Raw genomic sequence first — 23,361 nt, 5'->3', positions numbered from 1 at the left:
CACGGATGGGGCCGGGTACCAGGTACTAGCAGAGACGGGCCGGACCCCTTCCGGGGCCCGACCCGCCACCGGCTGTCAGGTGCGGCTACTGGCCGCCCTTCTGCACGTACGCGCGGACGAAGTCCTCGGCGTTCTCCTCGAGGACGTCGTCGATCTCGTCGAGGATCGTGTCGACGTCCTCGCCCAGCTTCTCCCGGCGCTCCTGGCCGGCGGCCGAGGCGTCGCCGCTCTCGTCGTCGTCGCCGCCGCCACCGCCCTGGCGCTTCGTCTGCTCCTGCGACATGACGTCTCCTCCTCGCGTCCGATCCCGGGCGACCCGCCACCGTCGTGGCAGGCAGACCCCGGGGTCCGATGCGTCCAGCCTACTTGCCGGGACCCGCCGTCGCCCACGGTTCGCGGGTTGCGAACTGATGTCCCGGCGGGGCGGCTCACCCGTTGGTGAGGGCCTTCACCAGCTCCTCGGCGGTCCGCGAGCCCTCGATCAGCTCCCCGACGTGCCGGCGCGTGCCGCGCAGCGGCTCCAGCGTGGGGATCCGGACCAGCGACTCGCGGCCCAGGTCGAAGATGACCGAGTCCCACGACGCCGCCGCGACCTCGGCCGGGTAGCGCTCGAGGCAGCGGCCGCGGAAGAAGGCGCGGGTGTCCTCCGGGGGGTTGCGGATCGCGCGCTCGACCTGCTCCTCGGTGACCAGCCGCTTCATCGACCCGCGGGTGACCAGCCGGTTGTAGAGGCCCTTGGCCATCCGGACGTCCGTGTACTGCAGGTCGACCAGACCGAGGCGGCCCGAGTTCCACTGCAGGTTGTCCCGCTCCCGGTAGCCGTTGAGCAGCCGCAGCTTGGCCGTCCAGTCGAGCCGGTCCGCCGTGCGCATCGGGTCCTCGGCGAGGTCCTCGAGGATCTCGCCCCAGAGCTGCAGCACCTCGGCCGTGTCCGGGTCGATGTCCGCGCCCTGCGAGTTCTCGACGTGCTTGACGGCCTTCTCGTGATAGGCCCACTGCAGCTCGACGGCGGTGAGCGAGCGCCCGTCGGTGAGCTCCACCTTCTGCTGCAGCGACGGGTCGTGGCTGATCTGGTGGACGGCGCGCACCGGCTCGGCCAGGCGCAGCTCGTCGAACCGGACGCCGTTCTCGATCATGTCGAGGACCAGCGCGGTGGTACCGACCTTGAGCAGCGTGGCGTACTCGCTCATGTTGGCGTCGCCGATGATGACGTGCAGCCGGCGGTACTTGTCGGCGTCGGCGTGCGGCTCGTCCCGGGTGTTGATGATGCCGCGCTTGAGCGTGGTCTCGAGGCCGACCTCGACCTCGATGTAGTCCGCACGCTGGGAGATCTGGTAGCCCTCCGCGTCCCCCTGGGCGCCGATGCCGACCCGGCCCGCGCCCGTGACGACCTGGCGGGAGACGAAGAACGGCGTGAGGCCGCCGACGATCGCCGGGAACGTGGTCTGGCGGGCCATCAGGTAGTTCTCGTGCGAGCCGTAGCTCGCGCCCTTGCCGTCGACGTTGTTCTTGTAGAGCTGGATCCGCGGCGCGCCGGGCACGGTGGCGGCCCGCACCGCGGCCTCCTCCATGATCCGCTCCCCCGCCTTGTCCCAGATCACGACGTCCCGCGGGGTCAGCACCTCGGGTGTGGAGAACTCCGGGTGCGCGTGGTCGACGTAGAGCCGGGCGCCGTTGGTGAGGATGACGTTCGCCGCGCCGAGGTCGTCGAGCTCCGAGTCGTTGTTCGAGCTGGAGAGCGTGGGCGCGGACAGGTCGAACCCGCGCGCGTCGCGCAGCGGCGACTCGACCTCGTAGTCCCAGCGGGCGCGGCGGTTGCGCGGGATGTCCTGCGCGGCCGCGTACGCCAGCACGATCTGCGTCGAGGTGATGACGGGGTTGGCGGTCGGGTCGCCGGGCACGGAGATGCCGTACTCGACCTCGGTGCCCATGATGCGGCGGGCGGTCACGAACGGACCTCGCGGGAGTGCATCCCCAGAGCCTAACCCGCCCGGCGGCCGGAACGGCGGTCGCCGGGCGGGTCGGACACCGTGGTGCGGAGCCTGCGGATCAGGCCGCCGGGATCATGCCGTGCGGGTCGATCACGTACTTGCGGGCCGCGCCCCGGTCGAACTCCTGGTACCCGCGCGGGGCGTCCTCGAGCGGGATGACCGTGGCGTTGACCGCGTCGGCGATGTGCGCCTTGTCGTTCAGGATCGACATCATCAGCTTGCGGTTGTAGCGCAGCACCGGGCACTGCCCCGTCACGAAGCTGTGGCTCTTGGCCCAGCCCAGGCCCAGACGGACCTTGAGCGTGCCCTCCTTGGCGTCCGGGTCCGCCGCACCCGGGTCACCGGTCACGTACAGACCCGGGATGCCGAGGCTCCCGCCGGCCCGGGTGATGCTCATGATGTCGTTGAGCACCTGGGCGGGCTTCTCCTCGCCGCCGCCGTGTCCGGTGGCCTCGAACCCCACGGCGTCGACGGCGCAGTCGACCTCGTTGGTCTTGAGGATCTGGTCGATCTGCTCCTCGAGGGTGGCCGTCTGCCCGACGTCCACGGTCTCGCACCCGAAGGACCGCGCCTGCTCGAGGCGCTCCTTGTTCAGGTCGCCGACGATCACCACGGCGGCGCCCAGCAGGTGCGCGGAGTAGGCGGCGGCCAGCCCCACCGGCCCTGCCCCGGCCACGTACACGGTCATGCCCGTCGTCACCCCGGCGGAGACGGCGCCGTGATAGCCCGTCGGGAAGATGTCCGAGAGCATCGTCAGGTCCCGGATCTTCGCCAGCGCCTGGTCCCGGTCCGGGAACTTCATCAGGTTGAAGTCGGCGAACGGCACCATGACGAAGTCCGCCTGGCCGCCCTCCCAGCCGCCCATGTCGACGTAGCCGTAGGCCGAGCCGGCGCGCGCGGGGTTGACGTTCAGGCAGACGCCCGTGGCGCCTTCGCGGCAGTTGCGACAACGCCCGCAGGCGATGTTGAACGGCACCGTGACGATGTCCCCGACGTCCAGGAACTGGACGTCGTTGCCCTTCTCGACGATCTCGCCGGTGATCTCGTGGCCCAGTGTCTGGCCGGCCGGCGCCGTGGTGCGGCCGCGGACCATGTGCTGGTCCGACCCGCAGATGTTGGTCGAGACGTTCTTGAGGATCACCGCGTGCGGCGCCTCGCGGCTCATGCCCTTGGCCTGCGCGACGTCGGCGGGGACCTCCAGCTTCGGCATGTCGTGGTCCTCGACCTCGACACGGCCGGGCTCCTTGTAGACGACGATCCTGTTTCCACCCATGAACCCTCCCTACTCCGACGTGTCCAAGGTCACAACGGGACCATGGCCCCATGACGAGCGGGAACGAGGTGATCGCCGTGTACGACGCGGCCGGGACGGTCGTCGGGGCCGCACCGCGCGCGGAGGTCTACGCCCGCTCGCTCTGGCACGGCAGCGCGGGCGTGATCCTGCGCAGCACGGACGGCAGGCGCGTGTACGTCCACCGCCGGGCGGACGACAAGCTCGTGATGCCCGGCCTGTGGGACTGCGTGGCCGGCGGGGTGGTCGATCCCGGCGAGACCCCGCTCGGGACGGCGACCCGCGAGCTGGCCGAGGAGCTCGACGTGCGCGGGGTGGTGTTGCGGCCGTTGCTGGCGGTGGCGTGGGAGTCGGGGCCGGGCGCCGGCCTCGGCGGGCCGGAGGGGTTGCGCTGCCACCTGTTCGGCTACGAGGCGTTCTCCGACGGCCCGGTGCACCACCAGGCGTCGGAGGTCGCGGAGGGCGGGTGGCGGACGAACGCCGAGCTGGCGGAGCTGCTGGCCGACCCGGCCCGCGGGTTCGCCCCCGACTCCCGCATCCTCGCCGAGCACTTCCTCCGCACCCTGTGAGTGGCGATAGTCGCTCTGGCGACTATCGCCACTCACGAGACTCGAACTGCGGAAACCGGTCAGAAGTTGATCATGTGGCCGGCAAGGCCGTGGATCGCCTCCTGCAGGGCCTCCGACAGCGTCGGGTGGGCGTGCACGTTGCGGGCGAGCTCGGTGGCGGTGAGGTCCCACTTCTGCGCCAGGGTGAGCTCGGGCAGCAGCTCGGTGACCTCCGGGCCGATGAGGTGGCCGCCGAGGAGCTCGCCGTAGGTCTCGTCCGCGATGAGCTTGACGAACCCGCCCGCGTCGGCGAGGCCCTGCGCCTTGCCGTTCGCGGTGAACGGGAACTGCGCGACCTTGACCTTCCAGCCCTTCTCCTCGGCGAGGTCCCGGGCCTGCTTCTCGGTGTAGCCGAAGCTCGCGACCTGCGGCTGGCAGAAGGTCGCCCGCGGCATCATCGTGTAGTCGAGCTCCTGGGTCTCGGCACCCGCGATCGTCTCCGCGGCCACCACGCCCTGCGCCTCGCCGACGTGGGCGAGCATCAGCTTGGCCGTGACGTCGCCGATCGCGTAGATGTGCGGCACCGAGGTGCGCATGAAGTCGTCGATCTGGATGGCGCCGCGCTCGGTCAGCTCGACGCCGGTCTTGTCGAGGCCGTAGCCCTCGACCCGCGGCTGGAAGCCGATCGCCTGGACGACCTTGTCGGCCTGCAGGTCCCGGGTGCCCTTGGCGTCGGAGACGGTGACGGTGACCTGGTCGCCCGAGTCGTCGATCTTCTCGACCTTCGTGCTGGTCAGGACCTCGACGCCGAGCTTCTTGTAGCGCTTGCCGAGCTCCTTCGACACGTCCGCGTCCTCGAGCGGGAGCAGCCGGTCGAGGAACTCGACGATCGTGACCTTGACGCCGTAGTTCGCCAGGACGTAGGCGAACTCGACACCGATCGCGCCGGCGCCGGCGATGATCACGCTGCCCGGCAGCTCACGGGTGGTGATCTGCTCCTCGTAGGTGACCACGCGGTCGGACAGCGAGGTGCCCGGCAGCAGCTTGGTGACGGCGCCGGTGGCGATGATGCAGTGGTCGAACTGCACGGTCTCCGAGCCGCCGTCGGACAGCGCGACCTCGATGGTGTTCGGGTCGGTGAAGGTGCCCCGGCCGTCGAACTCCGTGATCTTGTTCTTCTTCATCAGGAAGTGGACGCCCTTGACGCGGCCGTCCGCGACCTGCCGGCTGCGGTCGAACGCCGCGCCGTAGTCGAACGTGACGTCCCCGCTGATGCCGAAGGTCTTCTGCTCCTTCGTCACGATGTGCGCGAGCTCGGCGTTGCGCAGCAGCGCCTTCGACGGGATGCAGCCGACGTTCAGGCAGACGCCGCCCCAGTACTTCTCCTCGATGACGGCCACGCTCTTGCCGAGCTGCGCAGCGCGGATCGCTGCCACGTAACCACCGGGACCGGCACCGAGTACGACGACGTCGAAGCGAGACATGCCACCAGCCTAGGACGCCGCGGCCGTGCAGGCCGGGCCCGGTCCCGCCCGGCCCGACCGGTGCGATCCGGGGCACACCGGACAGCCGTCACCCGGCCTCCGGGCAGGCCTCCTCGCCGGCCCGCTCCGGGGTCGGGCACCCCGCGTCGTCGCCCGCGGGCCAGACGGGCCGGTCGGTCAGGTGGGCGACGAGCGTCTCGCTGACCTCGCGCAGCGCGGCGGCCTGCTCCGGGGTCAGGGCGTCGAACAGCAGCGACCGGACGGTCTCGACGTGCCCCGGGGCGGCGGCCTGCAGGGCGGCCAGCCCGGCGTCGGTCAGCCGGGCCCAGGCGCCCCGGCGGTCGGTCTCGCAGGCGGTGCGCTCGACCCAGCCCGCCTCCTCCAGGCGCGCGACCGCGTGGGAGAGCCGGCTCCGCGAGGACAGCGAGGTGTCGGCGAGCCTGCTCATGCGCAGCGTGCGGTCGGGCGCCTCGGACAGCCGGACCAGGATCTCGTAGTAGCCGTGCGGCATTCGTGCCTCGTTCTGCAGCTGGCGCTCGACGCGCTCGAACAGCAGGCGCTGGGCGGTGAGGAAGGCCCGCCAGGTGCGCTGCTCCTCGTCGTCGAGCCAGCGGGTGTGCGCCACGTCACTTCTCCTATGGTTGAACACTCAACTCAACAGCACTATGGTCGCTCTCAACACCTGAGAGTTCAACCAAATCTTCCTGGAGGGTCACCATGACCGCAGCCACCACCCAGATCCCCGGTTACGTCGTGGGCACGTGGGACATCGACCAGGTCCACTCGGACGTCTCCTTCTCCGTGCGCCACATGATGGTCAGCAAGGTCAAGGGTCGCATCGCCCGGTTCGGCGGCACCATCGAGACCGCCGAGCGGTTCGAGGACTCCACGGTCTCCGCGACGCTCGACGCCACGTCGATCGACACCAACAACGAGCAGCGCGACGGGCACATCAAGTCCGCCGACTTCTTCGAGACCGAGAAGTACCCGGAGTGGACCTTCGTCTCCACGGGTATCGAGGCCGACGGCGCCGACTACAAGCTCAACGGTGACCTCACCATCAAGGGCGTGACCAAGCCCGTCTCGCTTTACCTGGAGCTCGGCGGCTTCGGCCCGGACGCCTACGGCGGAACCCGCGCCGGCTTCACCGCCACCACCACCGTCAACCGCAACGACTTCGGCGTCGACATCTCGATGCCGATGGACGGCGGCGGCGTGGTCGTCGGCGAGAAGGTCCAGCTGACCCTCGAGATCGAGGCCGTGCTCCGCACCGCCTGATCCACGCGCTCCCCTGCGGAAGGCCCGCCCACCGACGAGGTGGACGGGCCTCCGGCGTTCTCGGGCCTTACGGGCGGATTCCGTCGGTGCGCGGCGGTAGCGTCGCCGCCGTGAGCTACCGGGAGCTGGCCCCGCCCGCGCCGCTGCGCGGGCTGGTCGAGTGCCTGTGGCGCACGGGGCCCACGGCACGCACGGGGCCCACCCGCGTGCTGCCCGACGGCTGCATGGACCTGCTGGTCGACGAGGCCGGCGGGCTCACGGTCGCCGGGCCGGACACCGCGGCGTTCGTCACGCGCGGCCGGCAGGGCGGGTGGACGGGCGGACTCCGCTTCCACCCCGGCGTGCTGCCCCGCCTGCTCGGCGTCCCGGCCGTGGAGCTGCGCGACACGCGCGTCGCACTGGCCGACGTCTCCCCCGCCGCCGCCCGCCTCGCCGGTCCCGCGGTCCCGTCCGACCCGGGCTCGCTGTTCCGGCTGGTCGCCGAGCTGGCCACGGCCGAGCCGGCGCGGGAGACCGCGCCCTGGAGCCTGCCCGCCCTGCGCCGGATCACCACGCGCCTCGGCGGCGGCGCGGCCGCCGGCGCGGTGGCCGCGGAGCTGGGCTGGTCCACCCGCTCGCTGACCCGGCACTGCACCGCGGTCTACGGCTATGGCCCCGCCGTCCTGCGCCGGGTGCTCCGCTTCCGCGCGGCGGCCACCCTGCTGCACGCGGGCGTCGCTCCCGCGGAGGTCGCGGCCCGCACGGGCTACGCCGACCAGCCCCACCTCTCCCGCGAGGTCCGTGCCCTCGCCGGCGTCCCCGCCACCGCCCTCCGCCCGACCTGATCGCGGCACGCACTCCGCCGATCACGGTTCCCGTGCAGCGACGGCGGCCACGAGCGTCTCCGGGCGATCGCTCCAGCGTAGGCCGGCAAGGTGCCCCGACACATCGCCGTTCATGTGCGCACAGGGCGGCACTCGGAAGCACGAGTGCACGCACTCGGCGATCATGGCGACCCTGGTGCCGGCAAGTGCCCCGACAGATCACCCCTCCCGTGCGCTCAGGGCTGCCCGAGCGACTTTGAGTGCACGCACTCGGTGATCACGACGATCCCAGCTTGATCATCAGGAGCTGAGGGCTCGATCTGCGCGCAGAAAGAACTCTCAGCTGCTGGTGATCACGTGCGCGGGCCGGGTCAGGTCTGCGGGAGGGCGGCGAAGAGGTCGACGTGGGTGCCGTCGGGGTCGCGGACGGTGGCGTAGCGCTGGCCCCAGAAGGCGTCGAAGGGCTCGCGCTCGGAGGGGGCGCCGGCGGAGGTGAGGGCGGCGTGGGCGGCGTCGACGTCGGCCGGCGTGTCGTAGCCGAAGGCGAGCGCGAGCCGGCCCTCCCCCGTCGGCGGGGTGTAGTCGGCGGTGAAGCTCGCGATCGTGGCCTCGGTGTCGAACGCGAGGCGGTTCCCGCCCGGTAGCGGCAGCTCGACGTGCGGCTGGTCGTCCGCCCCGTCGGGCACCTCCAGGCCGAGGGCCCGGTAGAAGGCCAGCGCCTTCGCCAGGTCGGCGGTCACGATCTCGATGACGGTGGAGCTCGGTCGCGGTCCCATGCCGCCACGCTACGAACCCCGCCCACCCGCCGTCGTGAACGAATCGGCCAGGCTCCGGGCCGGAGAACGGCGGAGGCCCCGCCCGGTGGACCGGGCGGGGCCTCCTCCGTGCTGCGCGTCTACAGGTACTGGCCGGTGTTCGACGCGGTGTCGATCGCGCGGCCGGTGGCCTCGTTCTTGCCGGTGACCAGCGTGCGGATGTAGACGATCCGCTCGCCCTTCTTGCCCGAGATGCGGGCCCAGTCGTCCGGGTTGGTGGTGTTGGGCAGGTCCTCGTTCTCGGCGAACTCGTCGACGATCGCGGACAGCAGGTGCGCGACCCGCACGCCGCGCTGCCCGGTCTCGAGAACCGACTTGATCGCGGACTTCTTCGCCCGGTCGACGATGTTCTGGATCATCGCGCCCGAGTTGAAGTCCTTGAAGTACAGGGTCTCCTTGTCACCGTTGGCGTAGGTGACCTCGAGGAACCGGTTCTCCTCGGACTCGTCGTACATCCGCTCGACGACGCGCTGGATCATCGCGTCGACGCAGGCCTTGCGGTTGCCGGCGAACTCCGCGAGGTCCTCCTCGTGAACCGGCAGCGTGTTGGTGATGTACTTCGAGAAGATGTCCTGCGCCGCCTCGGCGTCGGGCCGCTCGATCTTGATCTTCACGTCCAGGCGGCCGGGCCGCAGGATCGCGGGGTCGATCATGTCCTCGCGGTTCGACGCGCCGATGACGATGACGTTCTCGAGGCCCTCGACACCGTCGATCTCGGCCAGCAGCTGCGGCACGATCGTCGTCTCGACGTCCGACGACACGCCCGAGCCACGCGTGCGGAAGATCGAGTCCATCTCGTCGAAGAACACGATCACCGGGGTGCCGGCCGAGGCCTTCTCCCGCGCCCGCTGGAAGATCAGCCGGATGTGCCGCTCGGTCTCGCCGACGAACTTGTTGAGCAGCTCCGGGCCCTTGATGTTGAGGAAGAACGCCCGGCCCTCGTTCGGGTCGTCGCCGCGCTGGGCCGCGATCTTCTTGGCCAGCGAGTTGGCCACGGCCTTCGCGATCAGCGTCTTGCCGCAGCCGGGAGGGCCGTAGAGCAGCACGCCCTTGGGCGGGCGCAGCTCGTACTCGGTGAACAGCTCGGCGTGCAGGAACGGGAGCTCGACCGCGTCCCGGATCTGCTCGATCTGCCGGAACAGACCGCCGATGTCCTCGTAGCCGACGTCCGGGACCTCCTCCAGCACGAGGTCCTCGACCTCGGCCTTCGGGACCCGCTCGTAGGCGTAGCCCGCCTTGGTGTCGACCAGCAGCGAGTCGCCCGGCTTGAGCGCCACGAAGTCGGGGGAGGACTCGTCGAACAGCGGGGCGGCGAGCCACACGACCCGCTCCTCGTCCGCGTGCCCGACCACCAGGGCACGGCCGGCGAGGCCGTCCGTCGGCTCGGCGAGGACCTCGCGCAGGCCGCAGACCTCGCCGATCTTCTCCCAGTCGCCGGCCTCGACGACCGTGAGCGCCTCGTTCAGCCGCACGGACTGACCGCTGCGCAGGGTGTCGAGCTCCACCGCCGGGGAGACCGCGACGCGCATGCGCCGCCCGGAGGTGAAGACGTCGACGGTGTTGTCGTCGTAGGCGGTGAGGTACACGCCGTAGCCACTCGGGGGCTGGGCCAGGCGGTCGACCTCCTCGCGGAGGGCGACGAGCTGGCTGCGCGCCTCCTTGAGGGTCTCGGTGAGCTTCTCGTTGCGCGCGCTGAGCTGGGAGAGCCTGCTGGCGGACTCGGCGAGCCGCTGCTCGAGCAGTCGCGCGTGCCGGGGGGATTCGGTCAGCTTGCGCCGCAGCATCGCGACTTCTTCTTCGAGGTAGCGGATCTGGGCCGCCGCCTCCGCCGGGGACAGGGCCCCGCCGTCGCCTGGCTGGTGAGTGCCGGGACCGTCGTCGTAGGGGTTCACGGCATCCTCCCTCCGTGTTCCGTTTCCATACGGTACCCGTAGACGTCGCCCACGGCGGTGAGGCGATCTGGTGATCCGTCACTCACGCGGACGGCACCTTGACGCCACCGGGGTGTCTGGTTCCCGTAATCGAGCGGTTCTAACGGCTCGACCGAACGCCCTCAGCGACTGGTCGGTCTGCGCTGGGGGCGGGGCGGGACCACGCCCTCGGCCAGGCGGCGAGTCGTCACCAGGAACGCAGTGTGACCGATCATGCGGTGCTCGGGACGGACGGCGAGCCCGACCACGTGCCACGGCCTGATCAGCGATTCCCACGCCTGCGGCTCGGTCCAGCACTGCATTTCGCGGAGTTTCTCGACGAGCGTCGACAGCTGCGTGGTGGTCGCGACGTAGCCCACGAGGACACCGCCCGGGATCAGGGCGTCACGCACGGTCTCCAGGCACTCCCAGGGCGCGAGCATGTCCAGGATCGCGCGATCGACGGGTTCGGCGCGCCCGTCGTGGGTGGAGAGATCACCGAGGCGCAAGGTCCAGTTGGGTGGCGTGTCGCCGAAGAACCGTCGCACATTGCGTTCGGCGTGTTCGGCGTGGTCCGGGCGGATCTCGTAGGAGACCACCGAACCGGTGGGGCCGACGGCCTGGACGAGCGAACAGGTCAGCGCGCCCGATCCGGCGCCCGCCTCCAGCACGCGGGCGCCCGGGAAGATGTCGCCCCACACGAGGATCTGCGCCGCGTCCTTCGGATAGATGACGGCGGCGCCGCGCGGCATCGACAGCACGTAGTCGGCGAGCAGCGGCCGGAGCGCGAGGTACGGCGTGTTGGCCGCGGAGTGGACGACGGAGCCCTCGGGCTTCCCGATCAGGTCGTCGTGGGCGAGGGCGCCGCGGTGGGTGTGGTAGCTGCCGCCCGCCTCCAGCACGACGGTGTACTTCCGGCCCTTGGGGTCGGTGAGCTGCACCCGGTCCCCCTCGCGGAAGGGGCCGCCGCGGGCGCGGAACCCGGCCGGCTCCCCGGCGCCCAGCGCGATCCCGGCGTCGACGGGCTCCTCGCGGGCCGCCCCGTCGGCGTCGCCGGCGGGGTCCTGCGCGTCGAGGTCGCCGGCGGGGTCCTGCGCGTCGAGGTCGGCTGTGGGGCCGGTCCCGTCGGCGGCCCCGGGGTCGGCCCGGTCGTCGGCCCTGGGGTCGGCCCCGTCGGCGGCCACGGGGTCGGTGCGGAGATCGGAGTCGGGCACGGGGCGCAACGCTACTTCCCCGGCTCCGGGGCCCTCCGCGCGGCGCCGCGTTCCCGGCGGTCCGCCCGTCCGCGCCGACCGGGACTGTCGGTGGGCTCGCCTAGCCTGACGGGCGTGAGCGAGCAGGCGGGGATCCCCGCGACCGTCCCGGGCGCGGCACCGGCCGAGGAGGCGGCCGAGGAGCGCCGCCGCCCGGCGCTGTCCCCGTCGCGCGCCGCGGACTTCAAGCAGTGCCCGCTGCTCTACCGCTTCCGTGCCGTCGACCGGCTGCCCGAGGCGCCGAGCGCGGCGGCCCTGCGCGGCACCCTCGTCCACGCGGTGCTGGAGCGGCTGTTCGACCTGCCGGCCGCCGAGCGGGTGCCGGCGCGGGCGAAGGCGCTGGTCGGTGTGGTGTGGGCGGAGATCGCCGAGGAGGCGCCGGAGCTGGTGGCCGCCGTGCTCGCGGAGCTGCGGGAGCGCCGGGCGGCCGCCGACACCGACGGGTCCGACCAGGTGGAGCAGCCCGAGCAGCCCGAGCATCGTGCGGAGGCCGAGCAGCCCGGTGAGGCCGTCGCGGCCGAGCAGATCGCGGAGGCCGAGCAGCCCGTGCCGCCCCCGGAGCCCGCCGACCTCCTCCCGGGCTGGCTCGCCTCGGCGGAGTCCCTGCTCGACACCTACTTCGCCCTGGAGGACCCGCGCTCCTTCGAGCCGCAGTCCCGCGAGCTGCTCGTGGAGACGGAGCTGAGCTCGGGCGTACCGCTGCGCGGCTACCTCGACCGGCTCGACGTCGACACCGAGGGCGGCCTGCGGATCGTCGACTACAAGACGGGCGCGGCGCCGCGGGAGGCGTCGGAGGCGCGGGCGCTGTTCCAGATGAAGTTCTACGCGCTCGCCCTGCTCGAGCTGCGCGGGACAGTGCCCGAGCAGCTGCGGCTCGTCTACCTCGGCGAGGGCGGCGAGGAGCTGACCTACCGTCCGGAGGCCGGGGAGCTGCGGCGCTTCCAGCGGATCCTGGAGGCGATCTGGGCCGCGATCCGGGAGGCGGACCGCACCGGGGACTTCCGCCCGCGGCGCGGCCCGGGCTGCGACTGGTGCGCCCACCGCGCGCTGTGCCCCGCCTGGGACGGCACGCCGCCGCCCTACCCGGGCTGGCCCGAGCTGCGCGCCACGAACACCACCTCGGCCACCACCTCGGCCACCACCTCGTCCGGCACCGCACCCGACACCGCACCCGACACCGTGTCCGGCCCCGCACACGGGGGCGCACACGGCGGCGGGGCATCATCGGCCGCGTGAGCGAGGAGCCCTTCTACCGAATCGTCGACGAGAGCGCGGGCCGCTACCACGCGACGATGTCGACCGCCGGCCCGTGGTTCGCCGGTGCCCAGCACCTCGGGCCGCCGTCGGCGCTGCTGGTCCGCGCCTTCGAGCGCTGCGCCCCCAGCAGGCCCGACGCTCCCCCGCTGCAGCTCTCCCGCTACACCATCGAGATCCTCGGCGTGGTGCCCGTCGGCGATCTCGAGGTGCGCACGTGGGTCGAGCGACCGGGGCGGACGATCGAGATGCTGGCGGCGGAGATGACCGCGGGCGGCCGGGCCGTGCTGCGGGCCCGCGCCTGGCGGCTGGCGATCACGGACACCGCCGACGCCGCGGTCGGTGCGGCCGCGCCGCTGCCCGCTCCCGAGGTGGCGGCGCCGCAGGGCGAACGGCCGCACGGCTGGCTGCCCGGCTACCTCGACGCCGTCGAGTGGCGCTGGCTCGACGGGCAGTGGGACGACCTGGGCCCGGGCCGCGCCTGGGGCCGGCTGCGGGTGCCCGTGGTGGAGGGCGAGGAGCCCACGCCGCTGCAGTCCCTCGCGGCGATCGCCGACTCCGCGAACGGCGTGGCCGCGTCGCTGCCCATGAAGGACTGGCTCTTCGTGAACACCGAGCTGAGCGTGCACCTGCACCGCCCGCCGACGGGCGCGTGGACGGGGATCGACGCCACCACCGCGATCGGCCCGACGGGCACCGGGACCGTCACGGCCACGCTGTTCGACCTCGACGGGCACGCCGCGCACATCGCGCAGGAGCTGACCGTCCGGCACCGCTGACCAGGCCCGGGAATGCGACGGTCCCGGCGGCAGGAGCCGCCGGGACCGTCGTCCGGGACCTCTCGGTCAGTGCGGTCAGTACTGCCCGCCGTCGACCGCGCGGCAGGACCGGATCTCCGAGGTCAGGATGGCCTTCGCCCCGAGGGCGGCGAGCTCGTCCATGACCCGGTTCGACGCCTGCTTGCGCACCATCGACCGCACGGCCACCCAGTCCGGGTCCGCCAGCGGGGCGATGGTCGGCGCCTGCAGGCCGGGGGTGATCTCCTTGGCCGCGTCGAGCTTCGTCTTGGGGCAGTCGTAGTCGAGCATCAGGTACTGCCGGGCGTAGACGACGCCGCGGATCCGCTCGGTGAACACCCGCTTGAAGGCCTTGATCTCGTCGGGCTCGACGCGGTCCATCCGCGGCTCGCGCTCGATGAGCATGGCCTCGGACTCGGCGATCGGGTCGCCGATGACCTTGAGGCCGTGCTGGCGCAGCGTGCGGCCGGAGGACACCACGTCGGCGATCGCGTCGGCCAGCCCGAGCTGCACGGAGATCTCCACCGCGCCGTCGAGCTTGATGATGGTGGCGCCGATCCGCTTGCCGGACAGGTGCGAGCGGACGAGCCGCGGGTACGAGGTCGCGATCGTGCGGCCGTCGAGGTCCTCGAGCTTCCAGTCCTTGTCCTCGGGCGCGGCGAAGCGGAACTTCGAGGCGCCGAAGCCCAGTTTCAGGACCTGCTGGACCTGGCTGCCGGACTCCTCCATGAGGTCGTGCCCGGTGATGCCGAGGTGCAGGTCGCCGGAGCCGACGTAGGTCGCGATGTCCTTCGGCCGCAGGTAGAAGAACTCGATGCCGTTCTCCTCGTCGACCATCGACAGGTCGCGCGAGTCGCTGCGCTGCCGGTAGCCGGCCTCGCGCATCATCGTCGCGGCGGGCTCGGCGAGCGTGCCCTTGTTCGGGAGAGCGACGCGGAGCATGGGTGTGGCTTCCTTCGGGTGGGTGCGGCGGGTTCCGGACGGGGCGGGGGCGGTCGTCACGGTCGGCTCCTACAGGTACTTGTAGACGTCCTGCAGGCTCAGCCCGCGCCCGAGCATGATCACCTGGGCGCGGTAGAGCAGCTGCGAGATCTCCTCGGCCAGCGCAGCGTCGTCCTCGTGCTCGGCGGCGATCCAGACCTCGCCGGCCTCCTCGAGGAGCTTCTTGCCCTGGGCATGGACGCCGGCGTCGAGCGCCTCGACGGTGGCCGACCCGGCGGGCCGGGTGGCGGCCTTCTCGCGGAGCTCCTCGAAGAGCTCGTCGAATGTCTTCACGTCCCTGCCGATCCCTCTCCAGCCGACTCCTGCGCACCCAGTGTCGGGGGCGCTCCGCGCGGTCACGAACCGGATCGACCGCGGTGAGGCCGCCGGACCACGGGCTGCGCCGGGCGGCGACGCCGCCGGGCCGATCACCCGGACGGAGGCGCCGCTCGTCGTGCGTCCGACACGCCCGACGGTACCCCCCGGGACCAGGGCACCGGGCCGGCCGGGCGGATCAGGCGGCCTGGCGCTCCCGCACCTCGCGGTGGGCCGCGGTCAGGTCCGCTGCCGTGATCCCCTCCAGCGTGGGCCACACGACCCGGCCCGGCCCGGGCGGGATCGGCACCTCGCACGGCACGGCGAGCACCGCGGCCCCGGAGGCCTCGGCCGCCGCGATCCCGGTCGGCGAGTCCTCCACGGCCACGCAGTCCTCCGCCGCGAGCCCCAGCAGCGAGGCCGCGCGCAGGTACGGGTCCGGGGCGGGCTTGCCGCGGGGCACCTCGTCCCCGCAGACCGTGACGTCGAAGTGCTCCGCCCCGATCCCGAACAGGGCCTTGTCGGTGAGGTAGCGGCCGGTGTTGGTGACCAACGCCGTGGCGAAGCCGGCCTCGCGCACCGTCCGCAGCGCGGTGAGGGCCCCGGGCCGCCACGGCAACCCGCCCTCGAACAGCTCCGCGGTCCGGTCGACGAGCCTGCCCGCGGCCTGCTCGCTCAGCTCCGGCGTCTGCACCACGCCGGCCTCGCGGAACACGATCGCGAGGCTGCTGCGGAGGTTGCCGCCGAGGGTCTCCCGGCGCGCCTCCGGCGAGAGGTCGGTGCCGCCCAGCCACCGCAGCACCTCCACGAGCGAGCGGTCCCACACCTTCTCGGAGTCGATCAGCGTGCCGTCCATGTCGAACAGGACGGCACGGGGACCAGGCTCAGCCGGCATTGAAGTACTTCGCCTCCGGGTGGTGCGCGATCAACGCGTCGGTGGACTGCTCGGGGTGCAGCTGCAGCTCCTCGGACAGTTCGACGCCGATCCGGCCCGGCTCCAGCAGGCCGACGATCTTCGCACGGTCCTCGAGGTTCGGGCAGGCGCCGTAGCCCAGCGAGTACCGGGCGCCGCGGTAGCCCAGCGAGAAGAACTCAGTGACGTCCTCCGGGTCCTCCTCCGCGACGGAGCGGCCGGTGGACCAGGTGAGCTCCTCGCGGATCCGCTTGTGCCAGTACTCGGCGAGCGCCTCCGTGAGCTGCACGCCGAGCCCGTGGACCTCCAGGTAGTCCCGGTAGGCGTCCTTGGCGAACAGCGCGTTGGCGTAGTCCGCGATGGGCCGGCCCATCGTGACCAGGTGCAGCGGCAGGACGTCGATCTCGCCGCGGGCCAGCGCGACCTCGCGCGGCCGCCAGAAGTCCGCCAGGCACAGGTGCCGGTCGCGGCGCTGGCGCGGGAAGACGAACCGGTACCGCTCCGGGCTGTCCGCCTGCGGCTCGGTGAGCACCAGCAGGGAGTCCTTCTCGGCGACGGCCGGGAAGTAGCCGTAGACCAGCGAGGCGTGGGCGAGCACGCCCTCGGCGGTGAGCCGCTCCAGCCAGTACCGCAGCCGCGGCCGGCCCTCGGTCTCGACGAGCTCCTCGTACGAGGGGCCCGAGCCGCCCTTGGCGCCGCGCAGGCCCCACTGGCCCAGGAACAGCGCACGCTCGTCGATCATCCCGCTGTACTCGGCCAGCGCGACGCCCTTGACCACCCGGGTGCCCCAGAACGGCGGCGTGGGCACCGGGTTGTCCAGCGCCACGTCGGACCGCTCGGGCAGCGGGCCCGCGGACTCGGCCTCGGCGGCGCGGCGCTTCGCGGCGATCCGCTTCGACCGCTCGTGCCGCTCCTTGCGCTCGGCGGCCTTGCGCTCCTCCTCCGGGTCGACGGCGGGCGCCAGACCGCGCTTGCGGGCCATCGTGGCGTCCATCAGCCGCAGGCCCTCGAAGGCGTCTCGCGCGTAGGAGACGCGGCCGTCGTACACCTCGGACAGGTCGTTCTCGACGTAGGAGCGGGTCAGCGCGGCGCCGCCGAGCAGCACGGGCAGGCGGTCGGACACCCCGCGGGAGTTCATCTCCTGCAGGTTCTCCTTCATCACCACCGTGGACTTGACCAGCAGCCCGGACATCCCGACGGCGTCGGCGCGGTTCTCCTCGGCGGCCTGCAGGATGGTGGCGATGGGCTGCTTGATGCCCAGGTTGACGACCGTGTAGCCGTTGTTGCTCAGGATGATGTCGACGAGGTTCTTGCCGATGTCGTGGACGTCGCCCTTGACCGTGGCCAGGACGATCGTGCCCTTGCCCTCGTCGTCCGTCTTCTCCATGTGCGGCTCGAGGTGGGCCACCGCGGTCTTCATGACCTCGGCGGAGGCGAGCACGAACGGCAGCTGCATCTGGCCGGAGCCGAACAGCTCGCCGACGGTCTTCATGCCGGCCAGCAACGTGTCGTTGACGATCTCCAGCGGCGGCCGGGACCGCATGGCCTCGTCGAGGTCGTCCTCGAGCCCGTTGCGCTCGCCGTCGACGATGCGCCGCTCGAGCCGCTCGAACAGCGGGAGCGCCGCCAGCTCCTCGGCCCGCCCGGCCCTGGCCGACGAGGCGGTCACGCCCTCGAACAGCTCCATGAAGCGGTTGAGCGGGTCGTAGCCCTCGCGGCGGCGGTCGTAGACCAGGTCGAGGGCGACGGAGCGCTGCTCGTCCGGGATCTTCGACATCGGCAGGATCTTCGCGGCGGACACGATCGCGGTGTCCAGCCCGGCGTTGACGGCCTCGTTGAGGAAGACCGAGTTGAGCACCTGGCGGGCCGCGGCGTTGAGCCCGAAGGACACGTTCGACACGCCGAGGGTGGTCTGCACGTCCGGGAAGCGGCGCTTGATCTCCCGGATCGCCTCGATCGTCTCGAGGGCGTCCCGGCGGACCTCCTCCTGCCCCGTGGTGATCGGGAAGGTGAGTGTGTCGACGACGATGTCGGAGACCCGCATGCCGTGGTTCGTGGTGAGGTCGGTGATGAGCCGGTCGGCCACGCGGACCTTCCAGTCCCGCGTGCGGGCCTGTCCCTCCTCGTCGATGCACAGCGCGACCACCGCGCAGCCGTGCTCGCGGACCAGCTCCATGGTCCGCTGGAACCGCGAGCCGGGGCCGTCGCCGTCCTCGTAGTTGACCGAGTTGACGATCGACCGGCCGCCGAGCAGCTCCAGCCCGGCGCGCAGCACCTCGGGCTCGGTCGAGTCGAGCATCACCGGCAGGGTCGACGCCGTGGCCAGCCGGGAGGCCAGCTCGGTCATGTCCGCGGCGCCGTCCCGCCCGACGTAGTCGATGCAGAGGTCGATCATGTGGGCGCCCTCGCGGGTCTGCTCGCGGGCGATCGCGACGCAGTCCTCCCAGCGCTCCTCGAGCATGGCCTCGCGGAACTTCTTGGACCCGTTGGCGTTGGTCCGCTCCCCCACCATCAGCACGGAGGTGTCCTGGCGGAACGGCACCGGGGCGTAGAGCGACGACACGCCCGGCTCGGGGCGCGGCTTCCGGGCGGCCGGGGTGACCTGTGCGACGGCGTCGGCGACGGCCCGCACGTGCGCGGGCGTGGTGCCGCAGCAGCCGCCGACGAGCCGCAGGCCGTAGTCGCGGACGAAGGTGGAGAGCGCCTCGGCCAGCTCCTCGGCGGAGAGCGGGTACTCGGCGCCGTTCGGGCCGAGGACCGGCAGGCCGGCGTTGGGCATCACGGAGAGCGGGACGCGGGCCTGCTTGGAGAGCGTGCGCAGGTGCTCGCTCATCTCGGCGGGGCCGGTGGCGCAGTTCAGGCCGATGAGGTCGATGCCCAGCGGCTCGAGCGCGGTGAGCGCGGCGCCGATCTCGGAGCCCAGCAGCATGGTGCCGGTGGTCTCGACGGTGACGCTGGTGATGATCGGGATGCGCCGGCCGTCGGCCGCCATCGCGCGCTGCACGCCGTGCACCGCCGCCTTGACCTGCAGCAGGTCCTGGCAGGTCTCGATCAGGAACGCGTCCGCCCCGCCCGCCAGCAGGCCGCGGCCGGTCTCGGTGTAGGCGTCCCGCAGCTTGGCGAAGGTCTCGTGGCCCAGCGTCGGCAGCTTGGTGCCCGGGCCGATGGAGCCCAGCACGTAGCGCTCGCCGCCCACCTCGTCCGCGGCCTCCCGGGCCAGCCGGGCACCCCGCTCCGACAGCTCGCGGATCCGGTCCGCGATGCCGTAGTCCGCGAGGTTCGGCAGGTTGGCGCCGAAGGTGTTCGTCTCGACGGCGTCGGCCCCGGCCTCGAAGTAGGCGCGGTGGATGCCCCGCACGACGTCCGGCCGGGTCGCGTTGAGGATCTCGTTGCAGCCCTCGAGCCCCGCGAAGTCGTCGAGGGTGAGGTCCACACCTTGGAGCATGGTGCCCATGGCACCGTCGGCGATCACCACGCGCTGGTCCAGCGTCCCCAGGAGCGTGGTGTCGTAGCTGTGATCTGACGCGGCTGCGTTCACGGCTGACACCCCCTCAGGCTACCGGCGTCGCCCACCGGGCCCGTCGTGTTACCCGCGCGCGCCGTAGGGTGGACGGATGAGCGAGCGAGAGCAGCGGGCGGGGGTGCCCTCGGATCTCCCGGATCTGGTCGACCCGGTCATGATCACGGCGTTCGAGGGTTGGAACGACGCCGGTGAGGCCGCCAGCTCCGCGCTGGAGCATCTCGAGCTGAGCTGGGACGCCGAGCCGCTCGGCTCGATCGACCCCGAGGAGTACTACGACTTCCAGGTCACGCGGCCGCTGGTCCGGCTCGCGGGCGGCGTCACGCGGCGCATCGAGTGGCAGACCACCCGGCTCTCCACGGCCAAGCTCCCGGGCAGCGGCCGGCACGTCGTCCTCGTCAACGGCATCGAGCCGAACCTGCGCTGGCGCTCGTTCTGCGCCGAGCTGCTCGAGTACGTCGACCGGCTCGGGGTGACGAAGGTCATCAACCTCGGCGCCATGCTCACCGACGTCCCGCACACCCGGCCCACGCCGGTCCGCGGGACCGGCTACGACACCGCGTCGGCGAAGAAGATGGGCGTCGAGCCGTCGACCTACCAGGGTCCGACCGGCATCGTCGGGGTGTTCCACAGCCTCTGCATCGAGGCCGGCGTGCCCGCGCTGTCGTACTGGGCCGAGGTGCCGCACTACGTCTCGCAGGCCCGGGTGCCCAAGGCCGCCATCGCGCTGCTGCTGCGCGTCGAGGAGGCGCTCGACGTCGAGGTCCCGCTGGGCGGGCTGCCCGAGCAGGCCGAGGAGTGGGAGCGCACGGTCAACGAGATGGCCGACGCGGACGACGAGGTGCGCGAGTACGTGCGCCAGCTCGAGCAGCAGGCCACCGAGGACGACGAGGAGAAGCCGGTCGACCTGGCCGAGGCCAGCGGCGACGAGATCGCGGCCGACTTCGAGCGCTACCTGCGCCGGCGCGGCGGCCCCGGCGGCGGGAGCTGACCGAGGAGGCGTTTCGCGGCGTGTCGCTCCGGCGGGCCGGGCTCTACCTCGGCGGCTTCCTCGGGCCGTTCGGGGGCGGGGTCACCACGGCCATGCTGCCCGAGCTGGGGACGAGCTACGGCGTGTCCCCCGGGACGGCGTCGGCCTCGCTCACGGCGTTCCTGCTGCCCTTCGCCGCGGCGATGCTGGTCTCCGGCACGTTCGGCGAGCGCTGGGGGCGCAGCCGGACCGTCCGCGCCGCGTACGTCCTCTACACGCTCTCCTCCCTGGCGTGCGTGCTCGCGCCGACCTGGACGCTGTTCCTCGGGGCGCGGGCGCTGCAGGGCGTGGCCAACGCCTTCACCACCCCGCTGCTGATGGCCGCGCTGGCCGCGTCGGTCGCGCCGGAGGCCCTCGGCCGGGCGCTCGGCTGGTACGGCTCGCTGCAGGCCGCGGGCCAGACGTCGGCACCGCTGGTGGGCGGGCTCGCGGCGGAGGTGGACTGGCACTACGCCTTCTACGGCGTCGCCGCGGTGGCGCTCGCGCTCGCCGTGGTCGGCATCCCCGCCGACGAGCGCGGAGTGGCCCGGGCGCGGGTGCCGCTGCGCAGCGCGTGGACCCCTGGCGTGCTGCGGCTCGGGCTGATCGCCGCGCTGGGCTGGGGCTGCCTGGCGAGCCTCGGCTTCCTGGTCGCACTCCGCCTGGTCGACGTCTTCACCCTCGACGCCGGCCCGCGCGGGCTCGCCCTCACCGGGCTCGGCGCGATGGGGATCGTCACGGCCCGGCTGGTGGGTGCGGGCGTCGACCGGCTCGGGGCGCGGCGGTGCGTGCTGGCCGGCGCGATCTCCGGAGGGGTGCTGCTCGCCGGCGTCGGGCTCGCCCCGGTGCTGTGGCTGCTCGTGGCGTGCTGGGCGCTCGCCGGGATCTCCAGCCAGCTCATCCTCGTCGGGGTGAACGCGCTGGTCCTGACCCGGGAGGGCGGCAACCGGGGCGGGGCGGTGTCGGTGGTGCAGTCGATCCGCTTCTTCGGCGCGGCCGCCTCCCCCGCGGCGTTGCCGCCGGTCTACCACGCCGACCCGCTGGCGGGGTTCCTCGTCCCGGCGGGTGTGCTCGCCCTCGTCACCCCGCTGGCCCTCCCACGCCCCGGCGTCGACGACCGCACGCCCTGACCGGACCGCGCAGGCCCTCGACCGGGAGCACGAGGTCGTTCGGCCCCCTCGCGGGACACCCCGGCCCGTGAGACCGGCCGGGCGGACCCTGGAGGGGCTATGGACCCGATCGTGAAGACGCGGCACGGAGAGCTGCGGGGCGCATCGAGGACGGCGTGGCGGTGTTCCGGGGCATCCCGTTCGCCACGCCGCCCTTCGGCCTCTGGTCGCCCGAGGCGGGAGCGCGCTGATCGGCCCCGCACCTCGCTGACCAGCGCACTCGCCGTCGGGCCCCGTTTCGCCGACGACGGGACCGGGTACGGCCGGGACGTGGAACGAGAGGTCCGCGTGCGCGAGGTCGAGGAGGTGTCCGGCCGGTCGGGGACCACGCGCTACGTGCTGCGGGACGACGAGGGCAACGAGTACACGACCTTCCGCCCGCGTGTCGGGGAGGAGGCGCGGCGCTACGAGGGCCGCCGCGCCCTGGTCACCTTCCACGAGGAGGACCGGCGCGGCTTCCACAACGTCTACCTCGACGGGATCGCCGCTCCCGCCACGCCCGACGACGGGACCGACGGCGGGCGCGAGGAGCAGCGGCACGCGGACGAGTCGGCCTGGAACACGGCGCTGGAGGCGGCGCCGTGGATCGTCGGGACGCCGGAGCCTCAGGAGGCGGTGGAGCCGGAGGAGCTCTACGAGCGGCTGCACCCGTTCAAGGAGCTCGTCGCCGAGGACATCCGCCGGTCGTCCGACCCGCCCGGGGAGGACCGGGGTCGCTGACCCCGGCGGCCCGTCCCGCCCGGTGAAGGACGATCATCGACGCTCTGGCGTCAGAGGTCGATCCCGAGCAGGGCGTCGATCGCGGTGCGGGCCAGCGCCGGCGCGCCGGTGTCCGTGCCCCGCCGCTCCAGCGCCTCGCTCGCCCAGGCGTCGACGGCGGCGAGGGCGCGCGGGGTGTCCAGGTCGTCCGCGAGGTGCTCGCGCAGGCTCGCGACCAGCCCGGTCGCGTCGGGCGCCGCGTCGAGCGAGACGGCCTCGCGCCACCGCGCGAGCCGGGCCTCGGCCTCGGCCAGCAGCTCGTCCGTCCAGGGCCGGTCCTCGCGGTAGTGCCCGGAGATCAGCGCGGCGCGGACAGCATTGGGGTCGACGCCCTTCGACCGCAGCTTCGACACGAACACCAGGTTGCCGCGGGACTTCGACATCTTCTCGCCGTCGAGCCCGATCATGCCGCTGTGCACGTAGTGCCGGGCGAAGGGGTGGTCCCCGGTCAGTGCCTCGGCGTGCGCCGCCCCGCACTCGTGGTGCGGGAAGATCAGGTCCGAGCCGCCGCCGTTGAGGTCGATCTGTGTGCCGAGCCGGTTGAGCGCGATCGCCGCGCACTCCACGTGCCAGCCCGGACGGCCGCGGCCCAGGTCGGAGTCCCACGCCGGCTCGCCGGGGCGCTCCATCCGCCACAGCAGGGCGTCGACCGGGTTGCGCTTGCCGGGCCGGTCCGGGTCGCCGCCGCGCTCGCGGGACAGCCGGACCATCGTCTCCTCGTCGTAGGTCGACTCGTAGCCGAAGTGCCCCGTGGCGGCGGAGTCGAAGTAGACGTCCGGGTACTCGGGGTCGTCGATGCGGTACGCCGCGCCGTTGACCAGCAGTTTCTCCACCAGCTCGGCGATCTCCGGGATGGCCTCGACGGCGCCGATGTAGTCCCGCGGCGGGAGCACCCGCAGGGCCTCCATGTCCTCGCGGAACAGCGCCGTCTCGCGCATGCCGAGGACCACCCAGTCGTCCTGGTCCCGCTCGGCGCGCTCGAGCAGCGGCTCGTCGATGTCGGTCACGTTCTGGACGTAGTGCACCTCGTGCCCGAGGTCCCGCCACAGCCGGTTGACCAGGTCGAACGCCAGGTAGGTGGCCGCGTGGCCGAGATGGGTGGCGTCGTACGGGGTGATCCCGCAGACGTACATGGTCGCGGTGGCGCCGGGCGCGGTCGGCCGGACCCGCGCGGTCGAGGTGTCGTACAGGCGGAGCGGCGGTCCGCTCCCCTCGAGCACGGGGAGGTCGACGGGAGCCCAGGTCTGCATGACGTCCACACTAAATGCTCA

General features: G+C 72.6%; 21 protein-coding genes. 8 read left to right on the top strand and 13 right to left on the bottom strand.

The features are described from left to right. Positions 1–85 precede the first annotated feature (85 nt). The 3 genes from PKE99_RS10905 to fdhA form a co-directional block, all read right to left on the bottom strand. Complete coding sequence (locus PKE99_RS10905) at positions 86–283, bottom strand: ubiquitin-like protein Pup (protein ID WP_037038873.1); 198 nt, start codon at positions 281–283, stop codon at positions 86–88. A 145-nt stretch (positions 284–428) separates the two neighbouring features. Next, entirely contained in the window at positions 429–1,931 is a 1,503-nt protein-coding gene (gene dop, locus PKE99_RS10900; RefSeq protein WP_037039379.1) for a depupylase/deamidase Dop, read from the bottom strand. Between the two features lie 118 nt (positions 1,932–2,049). After that, the gene (gene fdhA, locus PKE99_RS10895; RefSeq protein WP_037038871.1) at positions 2,050–3,264 is read right to left on the bottom strand and encodes a formaldehyde dehydrogenase, glutathione-independent; all 1,215 of its coding nucleotides are present in this window, start codon (positions 3,262–3,264) and stop codon (positions 2,050–2,052) included. Between the two features lie 50 nt (positions 3,265–3,314). Between fdhA and PKE99_RS10890 the strand changes: the two genes are divergently transcribed. Continuing rightward, complete coding sequence (locus PKE99_RS10890; protein WP_037038868.1) at positions 3,315–3,851, top strand: NUDIX domain-containing protein; 537 nt, start codon at positions 3,315–3,317, stop codon at positions 3,849–3,851. Positions 3,852–3,910: 59 nt separating this feature from the next. On the opposite strand, the gene lpdA is transcribed toward PKE99_RS10890, so the two are convergent. Both lpdA and PKE99_RS10880 read right to left on the bottom strand, forming a co-directional pair. Beyond that, the gene (gene lpdA, locus PKE99_RS10885; RefSeq protein WP_037038865.1) at positions 3,911–5,314 is read right to left on the bottom strand and encodes a dihydrolipoyl dehydrogenase; all 1,404 of its coding nucleotides are present in this window, start codon (positions 5,312–5,314) and stop codon (positions 3,911–3,913) included. An 88-nt stretch (positions 5,315–5,402) separates the two neighbouring features. Then, a complete protein-coding gene (locus tag PKE99_RS10880) occupies positions 5,403–5,939 on the bottom strand; it encodes a MarR family winged helix-turn-helix transcriptional regulator (RefSeq protein WP_037038863.1) in 537 nt (178 codons plus the stop codon). Between the two features lie 92 nt (positions 5,940–6,031). On the opposite strand from PKE99_RS10880, the gene PKE99_RS10875 reads away from it, so the two are divergent. Both PKE99_RS10875 and PKE99_RS10870 read left to right on the top strand, forming a co-directional pair. Next, entirely contained in the window at positions 6,032–6,592 is a 561-nt protein-coding gene (locus PKE99_RS10875) for a YceI family protein (protein WP_037038860.1), read from the top strand. 110 nt (positions 6,593–6,702) lie between these two features. Further along, positions 6,703–7,416, top strand: a complete 714-nt coding sequence (locus tag PKE99_RS10870; RefSeq protein ID WP_037039376.1) for an AraC family transcriptional regulator — start codon at positions 6,703–6,705, stop codon at positions 7,414–7,416. A 350-nt stretch (positions 7,417–7,766) separates the two neighbouring features. Here the strand turns inward: PKE99_RS10870 and PKE99_RS10865 are convergent, their stop codons facing one another. From PKE99_RS10865 to PKE99_RS10855, 3 genes are all read right to left on the bottom strand, one after another. Further along, entirely contained in the window at positions 7,767–8,171 is a 405-nt protein-coding gene (locus tag PKE99_RS10865; protein WP_037038857.1) for a VOC family protein, read from the bottom strand. A 119-nt stretch (positions 8,172–8,290) separates the two neighbouring features. Further along, positions 8,291–10,048, bottom strand: a complete 1,758-nt coding sequence (gene arc, locus PKE99_RS10860; RefSeq protein WP_231498005.1) for a proteasome ATPase — start codon at positions 10,046–10,048, stop codon at positions 8,291–8,293. 215 nt (positions 10,049–10,263) lie between these two features. Beyond that, complete coding sequence (locus PKE99_RS10855; RefSeq protein ID WP_051736573.1) at positions 10,264–11,124, bottom strand: tRNA (adenine-N1)-methyltransferase; 861 nt, start codon at positions 11,122–11,124, stop codon at positions 10,264–10,266. 342 nt (positions 11,125–11,466) lie between these two features. Between PKE99_RS10855 and PKE99_RS10850 the strand changes: the two genes are divergently transcribed. Both PKE99_RS10850 and PKE99_RS10845 read left to right on the top strand, forming a co-directional pair. Further along, positions 11,467–12,609 carry a RecB family exonuclease gene (locus tag PKE99_RS10850; RefSeq protein WP_231498004.1) on the top strand — a complete coding sequence of 381 codons (1,143 nt, stop codon included), beginning with the start codon at positions 11,467–11,469 and terminating at the stop codon, positions 12,607–12,609. 56 nt (positions 12,610–12,665) lie between these two features. Continuing rightward, positions 12,666–13,406, top strand: a complete 741-nt coding sequence (locus PKE99_RS10845; RefSeq protein WP_051736572.1) for a thioesterase family protein — start codon at positions 12,666–12,668, stop codon at positions 13,404–13,406. A 75-nt stretch (positions 13,407–13,481) separates the two neighbouring features. Here the strand turns inward: PKE99_RS10845 and hisG are convergent, their stop codons facing one another. The 4 genes from hisG to metH form a co-directional block, all read right to left on the bottom strand. Then, positions 13,482–14,366, bottom strand: a complete 885-nt coding sequence (gene hisG / locus PKE99_RS10840; protein ID WP_037038850.1) for an ATP phosphoribosyltransferase — start codon at positions 14,364–14,366, stop codon at positions 13,482–13,484. 69 nt (positions 14,367–14,435) lie between these two features. Then, the gene (locus PKE99_RS10835; protein ID WP_037038848.1) at positions 14,436–14,699 is read right to left on the bottom strand and encodes a phosphoribosyl-ATP diphosphatase; all 264 of its coding nucleotides are present in this window, start codon (positions 14,697–14,699) and stop codon (positions 14,436–14,438) included. A 220-nt stretch (positions 14,700–14,919) separates the two neighbouring features. Continuing rightward, positions 14,920–15,615, bottom strand: a complete 696-nt coding sequence (locus PKE99_RS10830) for an HAD family hydrolase (RefSeq protein ID WP_051736526.1) — start codon at positions 15,613–15,615, stop codon at positions 14,920–14,922. Continuing rightward, positions 15,605–19,171 carry a methionine synthase gene (metH, locus tag PKE99_RS10825; RefSeq protein WP_081923622.1) on the bottom strand — a complete coding sequence of 1,189 codons (3,567 nt, stop codon included), beginning with the start codon at positions 19,169–19,171 and terminating at the stop codon, positions 15,605–15,607. Before metH ends, PKE99_RS10830 begins: the two co-directional genes overlap by 11 nt. Before the next feature lie 76 nt (positions 19,172–19,247). Here metH and PKE99_RS10820 point away from each other — a divergent pair, with 76 nt between their 5' ends. From PKE99_RS10820 to PKE99_RS10810, 3 genes are all read left to right on the top strand, one after another. Further along, a complete protein-coding gene (locus PKE99_RS10820) occupies positions 19,248–20,144 on the top strand; it encodes a PAC2 family protein (RefSeq protein ID WP_037038846.1) in 897 nt (298 codons plus the stop codon). Between the two features lie 20 nt (positions 20,145–20,164). Beyond that, complete coding sequence (locus PKE99_RS10815) at positions 20,165–21,292, top strand: MFS transporter (protein ID WP_197040383.1); 1,128 nt, start codon at positions 20,165–20,167, stop codon at positions 21,290–21,292. Between the two features lie 309 nt (positions 21,293–21,601). Next, complete coding sequence (locus PKE99_RS10810; protein WP_156066918.1) at positions 21,602–22,051, top strand: hypothetical protein; 450 nt, start codon at positions 21,602–21,604, stop codon at positions 22,049–22,051. A 50-nt stretch (positions 22,052–22,101) separates the two neighbouring features. Here PKE99_RS10810 and mshC read toward each other — a convergent pair whose 3' ends face one another. Then, positions 22,102–23,340, bottom strand: coding sequence for a cysteine--1-D-myo-inosityl 2-amino-2-deoxy-alpha-D-glucopyranoside ligase (gene mshC, locus PKE99_RS10805; protein WP_037038844.1), 1,239 nt, complete (start codon positions 23,338–23,340; stop codon positions 22,102–22,104). Positions 23,341–23,361: the final 21 nt, after the last annotated feature.

It is taken from the genome of Pseudonocardia halophobica (assembly GCF_027922425.1).
GTDB classification, from domain to species: Bacteria; Actinomycetota; Actinomycetes; order Mycobacteriales; family Pseudonocardiaceae; genus Pseudonocardia; species Pseudonocardia halophobica.
This window is presented reverse-complemented; position numbering and strand designations above follow the sequence as displayed.

Coding starts and splice junctions, on each gene's coding strand:
- PKE99_RS10905 (WP_037038873.1), bottom strand. CDS start 283: ATGTCGCAGGAGCAGACGAAGCGCCAGGGCGGTGGCGGCGGCGACGAC.
- dop (WP_037039379.1), bottom strand. CDS start 1,931: ATGGGCACCGAGGTCGAGTACGGCATCTCCGTGCCCGGCGACCCGACC.
- fdhA (WP_037038871.1), bottom strand. CDS start 3,264: ATGGGTGGAAACAGGATCGTCGTCTACAAGGAGCCCGGCCGTGTCGAG.
- PKE99_RS10890 (WP_037038868.1), top strand. CDS start 3,315: ATGACGAGCGGGAACGAGGTGATCGCCGTGTACGACGCGGCCGGGACG.
- lpdA (WP_037038865.1), bottom strand. CDS start 5,314: ATGTCTCGCTTCGACGTCGTCGTACTCGGTGCCGGTCCCGGTGGTTAC.
- PKE99_RS10875 (WP_037038860.1), top strand. CDS start 6,032: ATGACCGCAGCCACCACCCAGATCCCCGGTTACGTCGTGGGCACGTGG.
- PKE99_RS10865 (WP_037038857.1), bottom strand. CDS start 8,171: ATGGGACCGCGACCGAGCTCCACCGTCATCGAGATCGTGACCGCCGAC.
- PKE99_RS10845 (WP_051736572.1), top strand. CDS start 12,666: ATGTCGACCGCCGGCCCGTGGTTCGCCGGTGCCCAGCACCTCGGGCCG.
- hisG (WP_037038850.1), bottom strand. CDS start 14,366: ATGCTCCGCGTCGCTCTCCCGAACAAGGGCACGCTCGCCGAGCCCGCC.
- PKE99_RS10830 (WP_051736526.1), bottom strand. CDS start 15,615: ATGCCGGCTGAGCCTGGTCCCCGTGCCGTCCTGTTCGACATGGACGGC.
- PKE99_RS10820 (WP_037038846.1), top strand. CDS start 19,248: ATGAGCGAGCGAGAGCAGCGGGCGGGGGTGCCCTCGGATCTCCCGGAT.
- mshC (WP_037038844.1), bottom strand. CDS start 23,340: ATGCAGACCTGGGCTCCCGTCGACCTCCCCGTGCTCGAGGGGAGCGGA.